Consider the following 14,734-nt stretch of genomic DNA (forward strand, 5'->3'; position numbering starts at 1 on the left):
GTCCGGGGCCTCGTGCCGTCCCCGGACCGTCTGTGGGAGACTGGGGGCACAACCACATCGGCCGCCCACGCGCAGCGGGAGAGTCCGGCGCCGTCCGTGTCCCGGGCGGCGCCCGGCGCCCAAGGAGCAACTCCTCCCCGGAATCTCTCAGGCCCCAGGACCGCTGCGACCAGGCCACTCTGAAGAGGCCCCCGCCCCCGCCGCCGGCCCGGACAGGGGCCGCCGACCGCGCAGGCCGGCCCGCAGCGGCCGGCGAGCACCCGCGGCCCGGACGACAGAGCGGGGAGGTCGGACGGGCCCCACCGGGCCTCGAACCACGAGGAGCTCACTGTGTCCTTCCTGCCCCGCCACCTCGGACCGGACGCGGCCGAGACCGCCATCATGCTCGAGACCGTCGGCGCGGCCGACCTCGACGAGCTCGTCGCCCGCGCGGTCCCTGCGGGCATCGCCTCCGACGCACCGCTGCGCCTGCCTGCCCCGATGTCCGAGCACGAGGCCCTCGCGGCCCTGCGCCGGGTCGCGGCGAAGAACCGGGTGATGACCCAGATGATCGGGCAGGGCTACGCGGACACCGTGACCCCTCCCGCGCTGCGCCGCAACATCCTCGAGAACCCCGCCTGGTACACCTCCTACACCCCGTACCAGCCCGAGATCTCGCAGGGGCGCCTCGAGGCGCTGCTGACGTTCCAGAACGCGGTCATGGACCTCACCGGCCTCGACCTGGCCAACGCCTCCCTGCTGGACGAGGCCACCGCCGTGGCCGAGGCGGTGCTGATGATGCGCCGGGCCAACCGGAAGGCCACGAGCCGCCGCGTGGTCGTCGACGCGCGGACGCTGCCGCAGACCCTCGCCGTGCTGGCCGGGCGCTGCCGGGCCGTGGGTGTCGAGCTCGTCGTCACCGATCTCGCCGAGGGCCTGCCCGAGGGCGAGCTCTTCGGGGTGGTCCTGAGCCAGGTGGGCGTCGACGGCGAGGTCGTCCCCCTCGCCGAGGTCGCCGAGGAGGCGCACGCGCGCGGGGCGCTCGTGACCGTGGCCACCGACCTGCTGGCCCTGACGCTCCTGCGCTCCCCCGGGGAGCAGGGGGCGGACATCGCCGTGGGCTCCGCCCAGCGCTTCGGGGTGCCGCTGTTCTTCGGCGGGCCCCACGCCGCGTTCCTCGCCTGCCGCACGGGCCTCGAACGGAACCTGCCGGGGCGCCTGGTGGGCGTCTCGAGGGACTCCTCCGGCCGGCCCGCCTACCGGCTGGCCCTGCAGACCCGCGAGCAGCACATCCGCCGCGAGAAGGCCACCTCCAACATCTGCACCGCGCAGGCGCTGCTGGCCATCGTGGCCGGCGCCTACGCCGCCTACCACGGCGCGGACGGGCTGCGCGCCATCGCCGAGCGCGTGCACGGGCTGGCCGCCCGCCTGGCCGCCGGACTCGCCGCGGCCGGGGTCCGGGTGGTGCACGACCGCTTCTTCGACACCGTGCTGGCCGAGGTGCCCGGCCGCGCCGACGCCGTCGTGGCCGCCGCCGCTGAGCGCGGGATCAACGTGCGCCGCGCGGACGCGGACCACGTGTCGGTGTCGGTGGGGGAGCCCCACGACGAGCGCGACGTCGACGCCGTGCTCGCGGCCTTCGGCGCGGCGCCCGACGACGACGGGGACGGCGCGGGCGCCGGCGGGGAGCTGCCCGCCGAGCTGCTGCGCACCGACTCCTACCTGACCCACCCGGTGTTCACGCTGCACCGCTCCGAGACCGCGATGATGCGCTGGCTGCGCTCCCTCGCGGACAAGGACCTGGCCCTGGACCGGACCATGATCCCGCTGGGCTCGTGCACCATGAAGCTCAACGCCGCCGCGGAGATGGAGCCCATCAGCTGGCCGGAGTTCGCCTCGATCCACCCGCTCGCCCCCGAGGACCAGACCCTCGGCTGGCGCGAGCTCATCGGCCGGCTCGAGTCCTGGCTCACGGAGATCACCGGCTACGCCGCCGTCTCCGTCCAGCCCAACGCGGGCTCCCAGGGCGAGCTCGCCGGGCTGCTCGCGATCCGCCGCTACCACCTGTCCCGCGGCGACCGGCAGCGCACGACCATCCTGATCCCGTCCTCGGCCCACGGCACCAACGCCGCCTCCGCGGTGCTCGCCGACCTCGAGGTCGTGGTCGTGGCCACCGCGGGGGACGGCTCCGTGGACATGGACGACCTCGCCGCGAAGATCGCGGCCGCGGGGGACGGGCTCGCGGGCATCATGGTCACCTACCCCTCGACGCACGGCGTGTTCGAGGAGCAGATCACGGCCGTGTGCGCCGCCGTGCACGACGCGGGCGGCCAGGTCTACGTGGACGGCGCCAACCTCAACGCGCTGATGGGCCTCGCCCGGCCGGGCCGCTTCGGCGGCGACGTCTCGCACCTGAACCTGCACAAGACCTTCTGCATCCCGCACGGCGGCGGGGGGCCGGGCGTGGGCCCCGTGGGGGTGGCGGAGCACCTCGTGCCGTTCCTGCCCGGGGACCCGGGGGCCGCGGCCGGCGAGGACGAGGCGTTCCCGGTCTCCCAGGCCCGCTACGGGTCGGCCGGGGTGCTGCCGATCTCCTGGATGTACATCGCCATGACCGGCGCGGAGGGGCTCACCTCGTCCTCGCGCACCGCGATCCTCAGCGCGAACTACGTCTCCGCCCGGCTCGCCGACGTCTTCCCGACCCTCTACACCGGTCCCGGCGGGCTCGTGGCCCACGAGTGCATCCTCGACCTGCGCGCGCTCACGAAGGCGTCCGGGGTGACCGCGGAGGACGTGTGCAAGCGGCTCGTCGACTACGGCTTCCACGCGCCCACCCTCGCGTTCCCCGTGGCGGGCACGCTCATGGTGGAGCCCACGGAGTCGGAGAACCTCGCGGAGCTCGACCGGTTCGTGGCGGCGATGCGCGCGATCCACGCGGAGATGACCGCCGTGGCCGAGGGCGAGGTCGAGCTCGCCGACTCCGTCCTGCGCCACGCCCCGCACACCGCGGAGGTGCTCACGGCCGACGAGTGGGACCGGGTCTATCCCCGCTCCCGGGCCGCCTACCCGCTGCCCGAGCTGCGGCTGGCCAAGTACTGGCCGCCCGTGGGCCGGGTGGAGAACGCCGCCGGGGACCGCAACCTCGTCTGCAGCTGTCCGCCGATCGAGGCGTTCGCGGCCGCCCGGTGAGCCGCCGGGCCCGGCGCCCCGGAGGGCAGTGAGACCCGGCGCACGAAATCTCCCATCCTACGACCGGTGGACGCCCGCGTCCACCGGTCGTGTGGACAGGGCCGCGTTCCCGGCCTATGCTGGTTGTTTGCGTTGTCCCTCATTCTGCGTGCCTTCATATAGCGGTGGGCGCCCCTGGGGAGCGAACCAGCAGCCCAGTCCGCTGGCCCTCGCACACCCGTACACCCGATCGGGTACTGCGCGATTCAACTGCAGGTCTGTGGAAGGAATCCATCTTGGTCGCCTCGAGCACCGATTCGAACGTAACCGCTAACCGACCGGCCGACGGGAACATCCCGCGCCGCATCTCCTTCGCCAAGATCCATGAGCCGCTGGACGTGCCGAACCTGCTGGCCCTCCAGACGGACAGCTTCGACCGTCTCGTGGGCAACGAGCGGTGGCAGGCCCGTGTCCAGCAGGCCATCGAGACCGGGGAGCAGGGCATCGCCCGCACCTCGGGGCTCTCCGACATCTTCGAGGAGATCTCCCCGATCGAGGACTTCCAGGGCACCATGTCCCTGTCCTTCTCGGAGCCGGAGTTCTACGACCCGAAGTACACGATGGACGAGTGCAAGGACCGGGACGCCACGTACTCGGCGCCCCTGTACGTCAAGGCCGAGTTCATGAACAACAACACGGGCGAGATCAAGCAGCAGACCGTGTTCATGGGCGACTTCCCGCTGATGACCGAGAAGGGCACCTTCGTCATCAACGGCACCGAGCGTGTCGTCGTCTCCCAGCTCGTCCGCTCGCCGGGCGCCTACTTCGAGCGCGGCCAGGACCGCACCTCGGACAAGGACATCTACTCCGCGAAGATCATCCCCTCCCGCGGCGCCTGGTTCGAGCTCGAGATCGACAAGCGCGACCAGGTGGGCGTGCGCCTCGACCGCAAGCGCAAGCAGTCGGTCACCGTGCTGCTGAAGGCCCTCGGCTGGAGCGAGTCCCGCATCCTCGAGGAGTTCGGGGAGTTCGACTCCATCCGGGCGACCCTCGAGAAGGACACCGTCGAGTCCCGCGAGGACGCGCTGCTGGACATCTACCGCAAGCTGCGCCCGGGGGAGCCGCCCACGGTCGACGCCGCGCAGGCGCTGCTCGACAACATGTACTTCAACTCCAAGCGCTACGACCTCGCCAAGGTGGGCCGCTACAAGATCAACCGGAAGCTGGGCCTCGACAAGGCGTTCGAGGACGAGGACGCCTCCGTGCTCTCGGTGGACGACATCGTCGCGATGATCCGCTACCTCGTGACCCTGCACGCCGGCGGCGGCACCATGAAGGGCGTCCGCGACGGCGAGCCCCGCGAGGTCGTGGTCGACGTCGACGACATCGACCACTTCGGCAACCGCCGCATCCGCGCCGTGGGCGAGCTGATCGAGAACCAGATCCGCACGGGCCTGTCCCGCATGGAGCGCGTGGTGCGCGAGCGCATGACCACCCAGGACGTGGAGGCGATCACCCCGCAGACCCTGATCAACATCCGGCCCGTCGTGGCGGCGATCAAGGAGTTCTTCGGCACCTCGCAGCTGTCGCAGTTCATGGACCAGAACAACCCGCTCGCGGGCCTGACGCACAAGCGCCGCCTGTCCGCGCTCGGCCCGGGCGGTCTCTCCCGCGACCGCGCCGGCATGGAGGTCCGTGACGTGCACCCGTCGCACTACGGCCGGATGTGCCCGATCGAGACCCCTGAGGGCTCCAACATCGGCCTCATCGGCTCGCTGGCGACCTACGGGCGGATCAACCCGTTCGGCTTCATCGAGACGCCGTACCGCAAGGTCGTCGACGGCCTGGTCACCGACGACGTCGAGTACCTGACCGCCGACGACGAGCGCGGCGTCACGATCGCCCAGGCCAACGCCCCGCTGGGCGCGGACAACCGGTTCGCGGAGGACGCCGTGCTCGCGCGCGCCGCCGACGGCTCGGGCGAGGCCGTGCTGGTCGACCCGACCGCCGTGCAGTTCATGGACGTCTCCCCGCGCCAGATGGTGTCCGTGGCGACCGCCCTGATCCCGTACCTGGAGCACGACGACGCCAACCGCGCCCTCATGGGCGCCAACATGCAGCGCCAGGCCGTGCCCCTGCTGGAGTCCGAGGCCCCGCTGGTGGGCACCGGCATGGAGCGCTACGCGGCCCTGGACGCCGGGGACTCCGTGCTGGCCCGCAAGGCCGGCGTGGTCGAGGAGGTCTCGGCGAACCTGGTGCGCGTGCTCAACGACGACGGGACGACCACGGTCTACCCGATCAACAAGTTCACGCGCTCCAACCCGGGCAACACCTACAACCAGCGCGTCATCGTCTCGGAGGGCGAGCGGGTCGAGGAGCGCTCGGTCATCGCCGACGGCCCCTCCACGGACCAGGGCGAACTGGCCCTGGGCAAGAACCTGCTGGTCGCCTACATGTCCTGGGAGGGCCTCAACTACGAGGACGCGATCATCCTCTCCCAGCGCATGGTCTCGGAGGACGTGCTGACCTCGATCCACATCGAGGAGCACGAGATCGACGCCCGCGACACGAAGCTGGGCGCCGAGGAGATCACCCGGGACATCCCCAACGTGTCCGAGGAGGTGCTGTCCGCCCTCGACGAGCGCGGCATCATCCACATCGGCGCGGAGGTCCAGGCCGGCGACATCCTCGTGGGCAAGGTCACCCCGAAGGGCGAGACCGAGCTGACCCCGGAGGAGCGCCTGCTGCGCGCGATCTTCGGCGAGAAGTCCCGCGAGGTGCGCGACACGTCCCTGAAGGTGCCGCACGGCGAGTCCGGCACCGTCATCGGCGTCCGCGTCTTCGACCGCGACGACGAGGACGACGACCTGCCCGCGGGCGTCAACCAGGTGGTCCGGGTGTACGTGGCGCAGAAGCGCAAGATCACGGACGGCGACAAGCTCGCCGGCCGCCACGGCAACAAGGGCGTCATCTCGAAGATCCTGCCCCTGGAGGACATGCCGTTCCTCGAGGACGGGACCCCCGTGGACATCATCCTCAACCCGCTGGGCGTGCCCGGCCGCATGAACCTCGGTCAGGTCCTCGAGGTGCACACCGGCTGGCTCGCGAAGCAGGGCTGGAACATCGAGGGCGAGCCCGAGTGGCTCGACCGGCTGCCGAACTTCCCGAAGCAGTCCGGCCCCACCAACGTGGCGACCCCCGTGTTCGACGGCGCCCGCGAGGAGGAGATCTTCGACCTCCTCGACCACACCAACCCGACGCGCGACGGCGTGCGGCTGATCGACCGCTCCGGCAAGGCCCGGCTGTTCGACGGCCGCTCCGGCGAGCCGTTCCCGGACCCCGTGTCGGTGGGCTACCAGTACATCCTGAAGCTGCACCACCTGGTGGACGACAAGATCCACGCGCGCTCGACCGGCCCGTACTCCATGATCACCCAGCAGCCGCTGGGCGGTAAGGCGCAGTTCGGCGGCCAGCGCTTCGGGGAGATGGAGGTCTGGGCGCTCGAGGCGTACGGCGCCGCCTACACGCTGCAGGAGCTGCTGACGGTCAAGTCCGACGACGTCCACGGGCGCGTGAAGGTCTACGAGGCCATCGTGAAGGGCGAGAACATCCCCGAGCCGGGTGTCCCCGAGTCCTTCAAGGTCCTCATCAAGGAGATGCAGTCGCTGTGCCTGAACGTCGAGGTGCTCTCGGCGGACGGCAACACCATCGAGATGCGCGATTCGGATGACGAGGTCTTCCGGGCGGCCGAGGAACTGGGCATCGATCTCTCGCACTCCGAGCCCAGCTCGGTCGAAGAGGTCTGATCCCCCTCGTTCCGCCCCCGACGAGACGTCAACTTTTCCAGAGAAAGAGATAAAGGACCCTCATGTCCAACGAATCTTCACTAGGCCTCATGCGGATCGGTCTTGCGACCGCGGAGGACATCCGGACCTGGTCCTACGGCGAGGTCAAAAAGCCGGAGACCATCAACTACCGCACGCTCAAGCCCGAGAAGGACGGCCTGTTCTGCGAGAAGATCTTCGGTCCCACCCGGGACTGGGAGTGCTACTGCGGCAAGTACAAGCGCGTGCGCTACAAGGGCATCATCTGCGAGCGCTGCGGCGTGGAGGTCACCCGGGCCAAGGTGCGCCGTGAGCGCATGGGCCACATCGAGCTCGCCGCTCCCGTGACCCACATCTGGTACTTCAAGGGCGTGCCCTCGCGGCTGGGCTACCTGCTGGACCTCGCCCCGAAGGACCTCGAGAAGGTCATCTACTTCGCGGCGTACATGATCACGTCGGTGGACGAGGACGCCCGCCACGACGACCTGCCGAACCTGCAGGCCGCCGTGGACCGCGAGAAGGCCCAGATGGAGTCCACCCGCGACTCCGACATCGCCGCCATCGCCCGCGACCTCGAGACCGAGCTCGGCCGGGTCGAGGAGGAGGGCGGCAAGGCCGCGGAGAAGCGCAAGCTGCGCGACTCCGCCGACCGCCAGATGGCCAACGTGCGCAAGCGCGCCAACCTGGAGATCGACCGCCTCGAGCAGGTCTGGGACCGCTTCAAGAACCTCAAGGTCAACGACCTCGAGGGCGACGAGGCGCTCTACCGTGTCATGGTGGACCGCTACGGCATGTACTTCGAGGGCTCCATGGGCGCCGAGGCGATCAAGAAGCGCCTCGAGACCTTCGACCTCGAGGCGGAGGCCGAGTCCCTGCGGGAGACCATCGCCACGGGCAAGGGCCAGCGCAAGACCCGCGCCCTGAAGCGGCTCAAGGTCGTCAACGCGTTCCTGACCACGGACAACTCCCCGCTGGGCATGGTCCTGGACGCCGTGCCGGTGATCCCGCCGGAACTGCGCCCGATGGTCCAGCTCGACGGCGGCCGCTTCGCAACGTCGGACCTCAACGACCTCTACCGGCGCGTGATCAACCGCAACAACCGGCTCAAGCGCCTGCTGGACCTCGGCGCCCCGGAGATCATCGTCAACAACGAGAAGCGCATGCTGCAGGAGGCCGTGGACTCGCTGTTCGACAACGGTCGCCGCGGCCGGCCGGTCACCGGGCCGGGCAACCGTGCGCTGAAGTCGCTGTCCGACATGCTCAAGGGCAAGCAGGGCCGGTTCCGGCAGAACCTGCTCGGCAAGCGCGTGGACTACTCGGGCCGCTCGGTCATCGTGGTCGGCCCGCAGCTGAAGCTCCACCAGTGCGGTCTGCCCAAGCAGATGGCGCTCGAGCTGTTCAAGCCGTTCGTGATGAAGCGGCTCGTGGACCTCAACCACGCGCAGAACATCAAGTCGGCCAAGCGCATGGTCGAGCGCTACCGCCCCCAGGTGTGGGACGTGCTCGAGGAGGTCATCACCGAGCACCCCGTGCTGCTCAACCGTGCGCCCACCCTCCACCGTCTGGGCATCCAGGCGTTCGAGCCGCAGCTCGTCGAGGGCAAGGCCATCCAGCTCCACCCGCTCGTGTGCGGCGCGTTCAACGCCGACTTCGACGGTGACCAGATGGCCGTGCACCTGCCCCTGTCCCCGGAGGCCCAGGCCGAGGCGCGCATCCTGATGCTGTCCTCGAACAACATCCTGAAGCCCTCGGACGGCAAGCCGATCGCCCTGCCCTCGCAGGACATGATCATCGGGCTGTACCACCTCACCACCGTCCGCGAGGGCGAGGAGGGGGAGGGCCGCTCGTTCTCCTCCGTGGCCGAGGCGATCATGGCCCACGACGCCGGGAAGCTGCACCTCAACGCGCTGTGCCGGATCGAGCTGGCCGACTTCGTGCCGTTCGAGGGCTGGGAGGCCCCCGAGGGCTGGGAGCCGGGTCAGCCGGTGCTGGTGGAGACCACGCTGGGCCGCGTGCTGTTCAACGAGACCCTGCCCGAGGACTACCCCTGGGACGAGGCCGTCGCGGACAAGAAGCACCTGTCCGCGCTGGTCAACGATCTCGCGGAGCGGTACCCGATGGTCACCGTGGCGCACACGCTGGACGAGCTCAAGGACGCCGGGTTCCACTGGGCGGCCCGCTCGGGCGTGACCGTGGCGATCTCGGACATCGCGACCCCGCCGGAGAAGCCCGCCATCATGGAGGGCTACGAGGCGCAGGCCGCGAAGATCCAGGGCCAGTACGACCGGGGCCTGATCGACGACGACGAGCGCCGCTCGGAGCTGATCGACATCTGGACCAAGGCCACGGACGAGGTCGCCCAGGCCATGCAGGCGAACCTGTCCCCGCTGAACACCATCAACCGCATGGTGTCCTCCGGCGCCCGAGGCAACTGGATGCAGGTCCGCCAGATCGCCGGCATCCGCGGGCTCGTGTCCAACCCCAAGGGCGAGATCATGCCCCGCCCGATCAAGTCCTCCTACCGCGAGGGCCTGTCGGTGCTGGAGTACTTCATCGCCACCCACGGTGCCCGCAAGGGCCTGGCCGACACCGCGCTGCGCACGGCGAACTCGGGGTACCTGACCCGTCGTCTCGTCGACGTCTCCCAGGACGTCATCGTGCGCGAGGCGGACTGCATGACGGAGCGCGGCCTGAACCTGCCGCTCGCCGACGTGCAGGACAGCGGTGCCCGCGTGCTGCACGAGGACATCGAGAACACCGTGCACGGGCGCGTGCTCGCGGTGGACGTGGTGGACGCCAACGGCGAGATCCTGGCCGAGGCCGGCACGGACCTCTCCGACGGGCTCATCAGCGCCCTCTTCGCGGGCGGGGCCGACACGGTGCGCGTGCGCTCCGTGCTGACCTGCGAGTCCGCGGTGGGCGTGTGCGCGGCCTGCTACGGCCGCTCGCTGGCCTCCAACCAGCTGGTCGACATCGGCGAGGCCGTGGGCATCATCGCGGCGCAGTCCATCGGCGAGCCGGGCACCCAGCTGACCATGCGCACCTTCCACACGGGTGGTGTGGCGTCCTCGGACGGCGACATCACCCAGGGTCTGCCCCGTATCCAGGAGCTCTTCGAGGCCCGCACGCCCAAGGGCGTCGCGCCGATCTCGGAGGTCGCCGGCCGGGTCAGCATCGAGGACACCGAGAAGGCGCTGAAGCTCGTCGTGACCCCGGACAACGGGGACGAGGCGATCGGCTACCCGGTGCTGCGCCGCGCCAAGCTGCTCGTGACCGAGGGCGACCACGTCGAGGTCGGCCAGCAGCTGGTCTCGGGCGCCGTCGACCCCAAGGAGGTGCTGCGCATCCGCGGACCGCGGCAGGCGCAGAAGCACCTCGTGGACGAGGTGCAGCGCGTGTACCGCTCCCAGGGCGTGGGCATCCACGACAAGCACGTCGAGGTCATCGTGCGGCAGATGCTGCGCCGCGTGACGATCATCGAGTCGGGCGAGACGGACCTGCTCCCGGGCGAGCTCGTCGAGAACGTGCGCTTCCTGGAGGCCAACCGCAAGGCCGTGGCCGAGAGCACCCGTCCGGCCGCCGGCCGTCCGGAGCTCATGGGCATCACCAAGGCCTCGCTGGCCACCGACTCGTGGCTGTCGGCCGCGTCCTTCCAGGAGACCACCCGCGTGCTCACGCAGGCGGCCATGGAGGGCAAGTCCGACCCGCTGGTGGGCCTCAAGGAGAACGTGATCATCGGCAAGCTGATCCCCGCCGGCACCGGGCTCGCGCGGTACAACAACATCGACGTGGAGCCGACGGACGAGGCGAAGGCCTCGCTGTTCACGGAGCCGGGCTCGTTCACGGACTTCAGCTACGCGGAGGAGAACTCCTCGCCGGCCGAGTTCCAGGCGATCCCGCTGGAGGACTACGACTTCGGCTCCAACTGAGGTCGGCGTCCCCGCAGGACGTGATCACCTCGTGATCACCACGGCAGCCCCGTTCCGGAAGCACCGCCTTCCGGAGCGGGGCTGCCCCCGTCCCGTGCCGGTCCGCGGCGTCCGGCCGCGGACCCGGACCGGACCCGAGGAGGGGCCATGGCGAACTCACCCACCGGGGAGTCCGTGCTCGAGCGGGCGGACCGGATCCTCGCGGCGTTCACGGCGGAGGACGCCCGGCTGACGGGCGGCCGCATCGCGGCCCTCGCCGGGCTGCCCCCCGCCACCGCGCACCGGCTCGCCCGGGACATGGCCCGCCAGGGCTGGCTCGAGCGGGTGGAGGGCGGCCACTACGTGGTCGGCACCCGGCTGTGGGAGCTGGCCAACCGCTCCTCGCGCGAGCTCGGCCTGGCGCGGGCCGCCCGCCCGTTCATGGGCGACATCCACGCGGTCCTGCGCCAGCACGTGCAGCTCGGCATCGTGGAGGGACGCGAGGTGCTGCTCGTGGAGCGGCTCTCCCACCCCCGGGCGGTGCCCGTGCGCTCCGAGGTGGCGGGCCGGCTGCCCCTGCACCTGTCGGCCACCGGCCTCGTCCTGCTCGCGCACGCGCCCCAGGACTACCAGGAGGAGTACCTGGCGGGACCCCTCACCGCCCTCACCGAGCTCTCACCGACCGACCCCGGTGTGCTCGCCGCGGAGCTCGAGCGGATCCGGGGCACCGGGCACGCCCTGCAGACCGGCTACCTCGAGGCCGGGACGGCCGGCATCGCCGTGCCGGTGCGGGGGCGCGGCGACCAGGTGGTAGCGGGCCTGGGCGTGATCACCCCCGCGGGCGACCCCGCCGCGCGGGCCGGGGCGATCGTCCAGGCGCTGCACACCGCGGCGCACGGCATCCGCCGGACGCTGCGCGAGGTCCCGCGCTGAGACCGGGTCCCGGGCCGGCTCCTGCCCCCGGACGCCGTCCCGTTGAACGGGACGGCTGTGGTGCCGCCCACAGGCCGCTGCAACACTGGACACGATTCCCGTCGTATCACCAGGAGCACCCATGAGCGCACAGCGCACCGTTCTCAGCACGCAGGTCGGCATCGTCGGCGGCGGCCCGGCCGGGCTGATGCTCGCCCACCTGCTCGGCCGCGCCGGCATCGACAGCGTCGTCGTCGAGAAGCGCGACAGGGACACCATCCACGCCACGCACCGGGCGGGGATCCTGGAGGCGCCCACGGTCCGGATGCTCGTCGAGGAGGGGGTCGACGGGCGGGTGCTGACGGAGGGGCGCGAGCACGAGGGCACCGTCCTGCGCTTCGAGGGGGAGAGCCACCGGATCGACTTCAAGGACCTCGTGGGGGAGTCCGTGTGGCTCTACCCGCAGAACGAGGTGTTCCTGGACCTCGCCGAGGCCCGGGAGCGCGACGGCGGCGACGTCCGCTGGTCCGTCACGGACACCGAGGTGGTCGACCTGACCGCCGACCGGCCGGGGATCCGCTTCACCGACGCGGCGGGCGAGGACCTCGAGATCCGCTGCGAGATCCTCGTGGGCGCCGACGGCTCGCAGAGCATCTGCCGGCGCGCCATCCCGGAGCAGGAGCGCACCGACAACTTCATCGAGTACCCCTTCGCCTGGTTCGGCATCCTCGCCGAGGCCCCGCCGAGCGCCCCGGAGCTCATCTACGCCAACTCGGAGCACGGCTTCGCCCTGATCTCCCAGCGCAGCGAGACCGTGCAGCGGATGTACTTCCAGTGCGACCCGGAGGAGGACGTCGAGGACTGGGACGACGAGCGGATCTGGGCCGAGCTCCAGCGCCGGGTCGCGGGCCCGGACGGGCTCCGGCTCCAGGAGGGCCCCATCTTCGACAGGACCGTGCTGAAGTTCCGCTCCTACGTCTGCGAGCCCCTGCGCCACGGCAACCTGTTCCTCGTCGGCGACGCCGGCCACACCGTGCCCCCGACCGGCGCCAAGGGCCTGAACCTCGCCTTCTGCGACGTCCGCGTGCTCGCCCCGGCGATCGTGGAGTTCTTCCGCTCGGGCGACGGCACCGGTCTGGCGGGCTACTCGGCCACGGCGCTGGAGCGCGTGTGGAAGGCGCAGAACTTCTCCTACTGGGCCACCCACCTCATGCACACCCAGCCGGGGGAGAACCCCTTCAACCAGAAGCGGCGGCGCGGCGAGTTCCGGGCGATCACCGGTTCCCGGCGCGGTGCCGCCTACTTCGCGGAGTCCTACACGGGCTGGCCCGACGACCGCTGACCACCGGCCCTCCGGGCCCCGCACTGTGACCCCACAAGAAGTTCGCACAACGAACACATGTGCGAATGCTGCACCGGATGCGCTAGCCTCGGAGAGTTCGCCGCCGACGCGCCGAGCACCCCGGGCGCCACGCCCGCCGGTGCGGCAGCCGCCTCGCAAGCAAGGAGCTGAACCATGACCGACCAGGACCAGGGGCCGGAGGAGTCCTTCGCGCACCTCACCCCGAAGGGGCCCGACGACGCGGCGGACACGCAGGCCGACCTCGACCGCGAGATGACGCGGATCAGCGAGGACCACGCCGCCTCGGGGCGCACCGAGACGCAGCCGCGACTGGACTACGCGCCCTACCGCAGCTCGATCCTGCGGCACCCCACCAAGGACCTGCACCACGCGGACCCCGAGACCATCGAGCTGCACGCCCCCGCCTTCGGCGAGCGGGACGTCCACCGGCTCGAGTCGGACCTGACCGTCCAGTCCGGCGGGGAGCCCATCGGCGAGCGGATCAGGATCCGCGGCCGGGTCCTCGACGGCGACGGCCGGCCCGTGCGGAACCAGCTCGTGGAGATCTGGCAGGCCAACGCCGCCGGGCGATACATCCACAAGCGGGACCAGCACCCCGCCCCCATCGACCCCAACTTCACGGGTGTGGGACGGTGCCTGACCGGCGACGACGGCTCCTACGAGTTCGTCACCATCAAGCCGGGGCCGTACCCCTGGAAGAACCACCACAACGCGTGGCGGCCCGCGCACGTGCACTTCTCCCTCTTCGGCACGGACTTCACCCAGCGGATGATCACGCAGATGTACTTCCCCTCCGACCCGCTGTTCGCGCTGGACCCGATCTTCCAGTCCATCGTGGACCCGAAGGCCCGCCGGCGGCTCGTGGCCGCGTACGACCACGACGTCTCCGAGCACGAGTGGCTGCTGGGCTACAGCTGGGACATCGTGCTCAGCGGCTCGAACCGCACCTGGACGGAAGGCGACTCCAATGTCTGAGAACTCGACCACTCCCGCGCTCCCGGCCACTCCCGGCCAGACCATCGGGCCGTTCTTCGGCTACGCCCTGCCCTACGACAAGGGCGAGCTGCTGGTCCCGCTGGGGCACCCGCAGGCGGTGCGCCTGCACGGCACCGTCACCGACGGCCACGGCGACGTGGTGCCGGACGCCATGCTCGAGATCTGGCAGGCCGACGACAACGGGGACGTCCCCACCGCGACCGGCTCGCTCGTGCGCGACGGCTACACCTTCACCGGCTTCGGCCGGGCGTCCGTCGACAACGAGGGCCACTACACCTTCACGACGGTGGACCCGGGGCCGACCGAGCCCGGCAAGGCGCCGTTCATCACGCTCACCGTCTTCGCCCGCGGCGTGACGAACCGGTTGTTCACGCGGATCTACCTGCCCGAGGACGCGGACGCCCTCGCGGGCGACCCGCTGCTGCGCTCCCTGCCCGAGGACCGCCGCCGCACCCTGGTCGCCGAGCGGGAGGCGGACGGCTCCCTGCGCTTCGACGTGCGGCTGCAGGGCGAGGACGAGACCGTCTTCCTCACGTACCCCAACCTCGAGGAGTGACCGGTCCGCGCGGGGCCCGACCGGGTCC

General features: G+C 71.0%; 7 protein-coding genes and 1 riboswitch. All 7 genes read left to right on the forward strand.

The genetic code is table 11. The features are described 5' to 3' along the window. The first annotated feature begins 65 nt into the window (after positions 1–65). Positions 66–173, forward strand: a riboswitch (glycine riboswitch). 157 nt (positions 174–330) lie between these two features. Further along, positions 331–3,168, forward strand: coding sequence for an aminomethyl-transferring glycine dehydrogenase (gcvP, locus tag ACFU0Y_RS11855; protein WP_380214719.1), 2,838 nt, complete (start codon positions 331–333; stop codon positions 3,166–3,168). Between the two features lie 275 nt (positions 3,169–3,443). Next, positions 3,444–6,953, forward strand: coding sequence for a DNA-directed RNA polymerase subunit beta (gene rpoB / locus ACFU0Y_RS11860; protein WP_380214720.1), 3,510 nt, complete (start codon positions 3,444–3,446; stop codon positions 6,951–6,953). Between the two features lie 62 nt (positions 6,954–7,015). Beyond that, a complete protein-coding gene (locus tag ACFU0Y_RS11865) occupies positions 7,016–10,900 on the forward strand; it encodes a DNA-directed RNA polymerase subunit beta' (RefSeq protein ID WP_380214721.1) in 3,885 nt (1,294 codons plus the stop codon). Between the two features lie 147 nt (positions 10,901–11,047). Further along, positions 11,048–11,812, forward strand: coding sequence for an IclR family transcriptional regulator (locus ACFU0Y_RS11870; protein WP_380214722.1), 765 nt, complete (start codon positions 11,048–11,050; stop codon positions 11,810–11,812). A gap of 121 nt (positions 11,813–11,933) precedes the next feature. Next, positions 11,934–13,133 carry a 4-hydroxybenzoate 3-monooxygenase gene (locus tag ACFU0Y_RS11875; RefSeq protein ID WP_380214723.1) on the forward strand — a complete coding sequence of 400 codons (1,200 nt, stop codon included), beginning with the start codon at positions 11,934–11,936 and terminating at the stop codon, positions 13,131–13,133. Between the two features lie 174 nt (positions 13,134–13,307). Next, complete coding sequence (pcaH, locus tag ACFU0Y_RS11880) at positions 13,308–14,129, forward strand: protocatechuate 3,4-dioxygenase subunit beta (protein ID WP_380214725.1); 822 nt, start codon at positions 13,308–13,310, stop codon at positions 14,127–14,129. Further along, positions 14,122–14,706, forward strand: a complete 585-nt coding sequence (gene pcaG / locus ACFU0Y_RS11885; protein ID WP_380214726.1) for a protocatechuate 3,4-dioxygenase subunit alpha — start codon at positions 14,122–14,124, stop codon at positions 14,704–14,706. Before pcaH ends, pcaG begins: the two co-directional genes overlap by 8 nt. The last annotated feature ends 28 nt before the right edge of the window (positions 14,707–14,734 follow it).

The sequence above is a fragment of the Kocuria sp. NPDC057446 genome, assembly GCF_042802875.1.
In the GTDB taxonomy this organism is placed as follows: Bacteria; Actinomycetota; Actinomycetes; order Actinomycetales; family Micrococcaceae; genus Kocuria.

What these genes read in the sequence shown, in the direction of transcription:
- ACFU0Y_RS11865 (WP_380214721.1), top strand. Translation starts at nt 7,016, where the DNA reads ATGTCCAACGAATCTTCACTAGGCCTCATGCGGATCGGTCTTGCGACC.
- ACFU0Y_RS11870 (WP_380214722.1), top strand. Translation starts at nt 11,048, where the DNA reads ATGGCGAACTCACCCACCGGGGAGTCCGTGCTCGAGCGGGCGGACCGG.
- ACFU0Y_RS11875 (WP_380214723.1), top strand. Translation starts at nt 11,934, where the DNA reads ATGAGCGCACAGCGCACCGTTCTCAGCACGCAGGTCGGCATCGTCGGC.
- pcaH (WP_380214725.1), top strand. Translation starts at nt 13,308, where the DNA reads ATGACCGACCAGGACCAGGGGCCGGAGGAGTCCTTCGCGCACCTCACC.
- pcaG (WP_380214726.1), top strand. Translation starts at nt 14,122, where the DNA reads ATGTCTGAGAACTCGACCACTCCCGCGCTCCCGGCCACTCCCGGCCAG.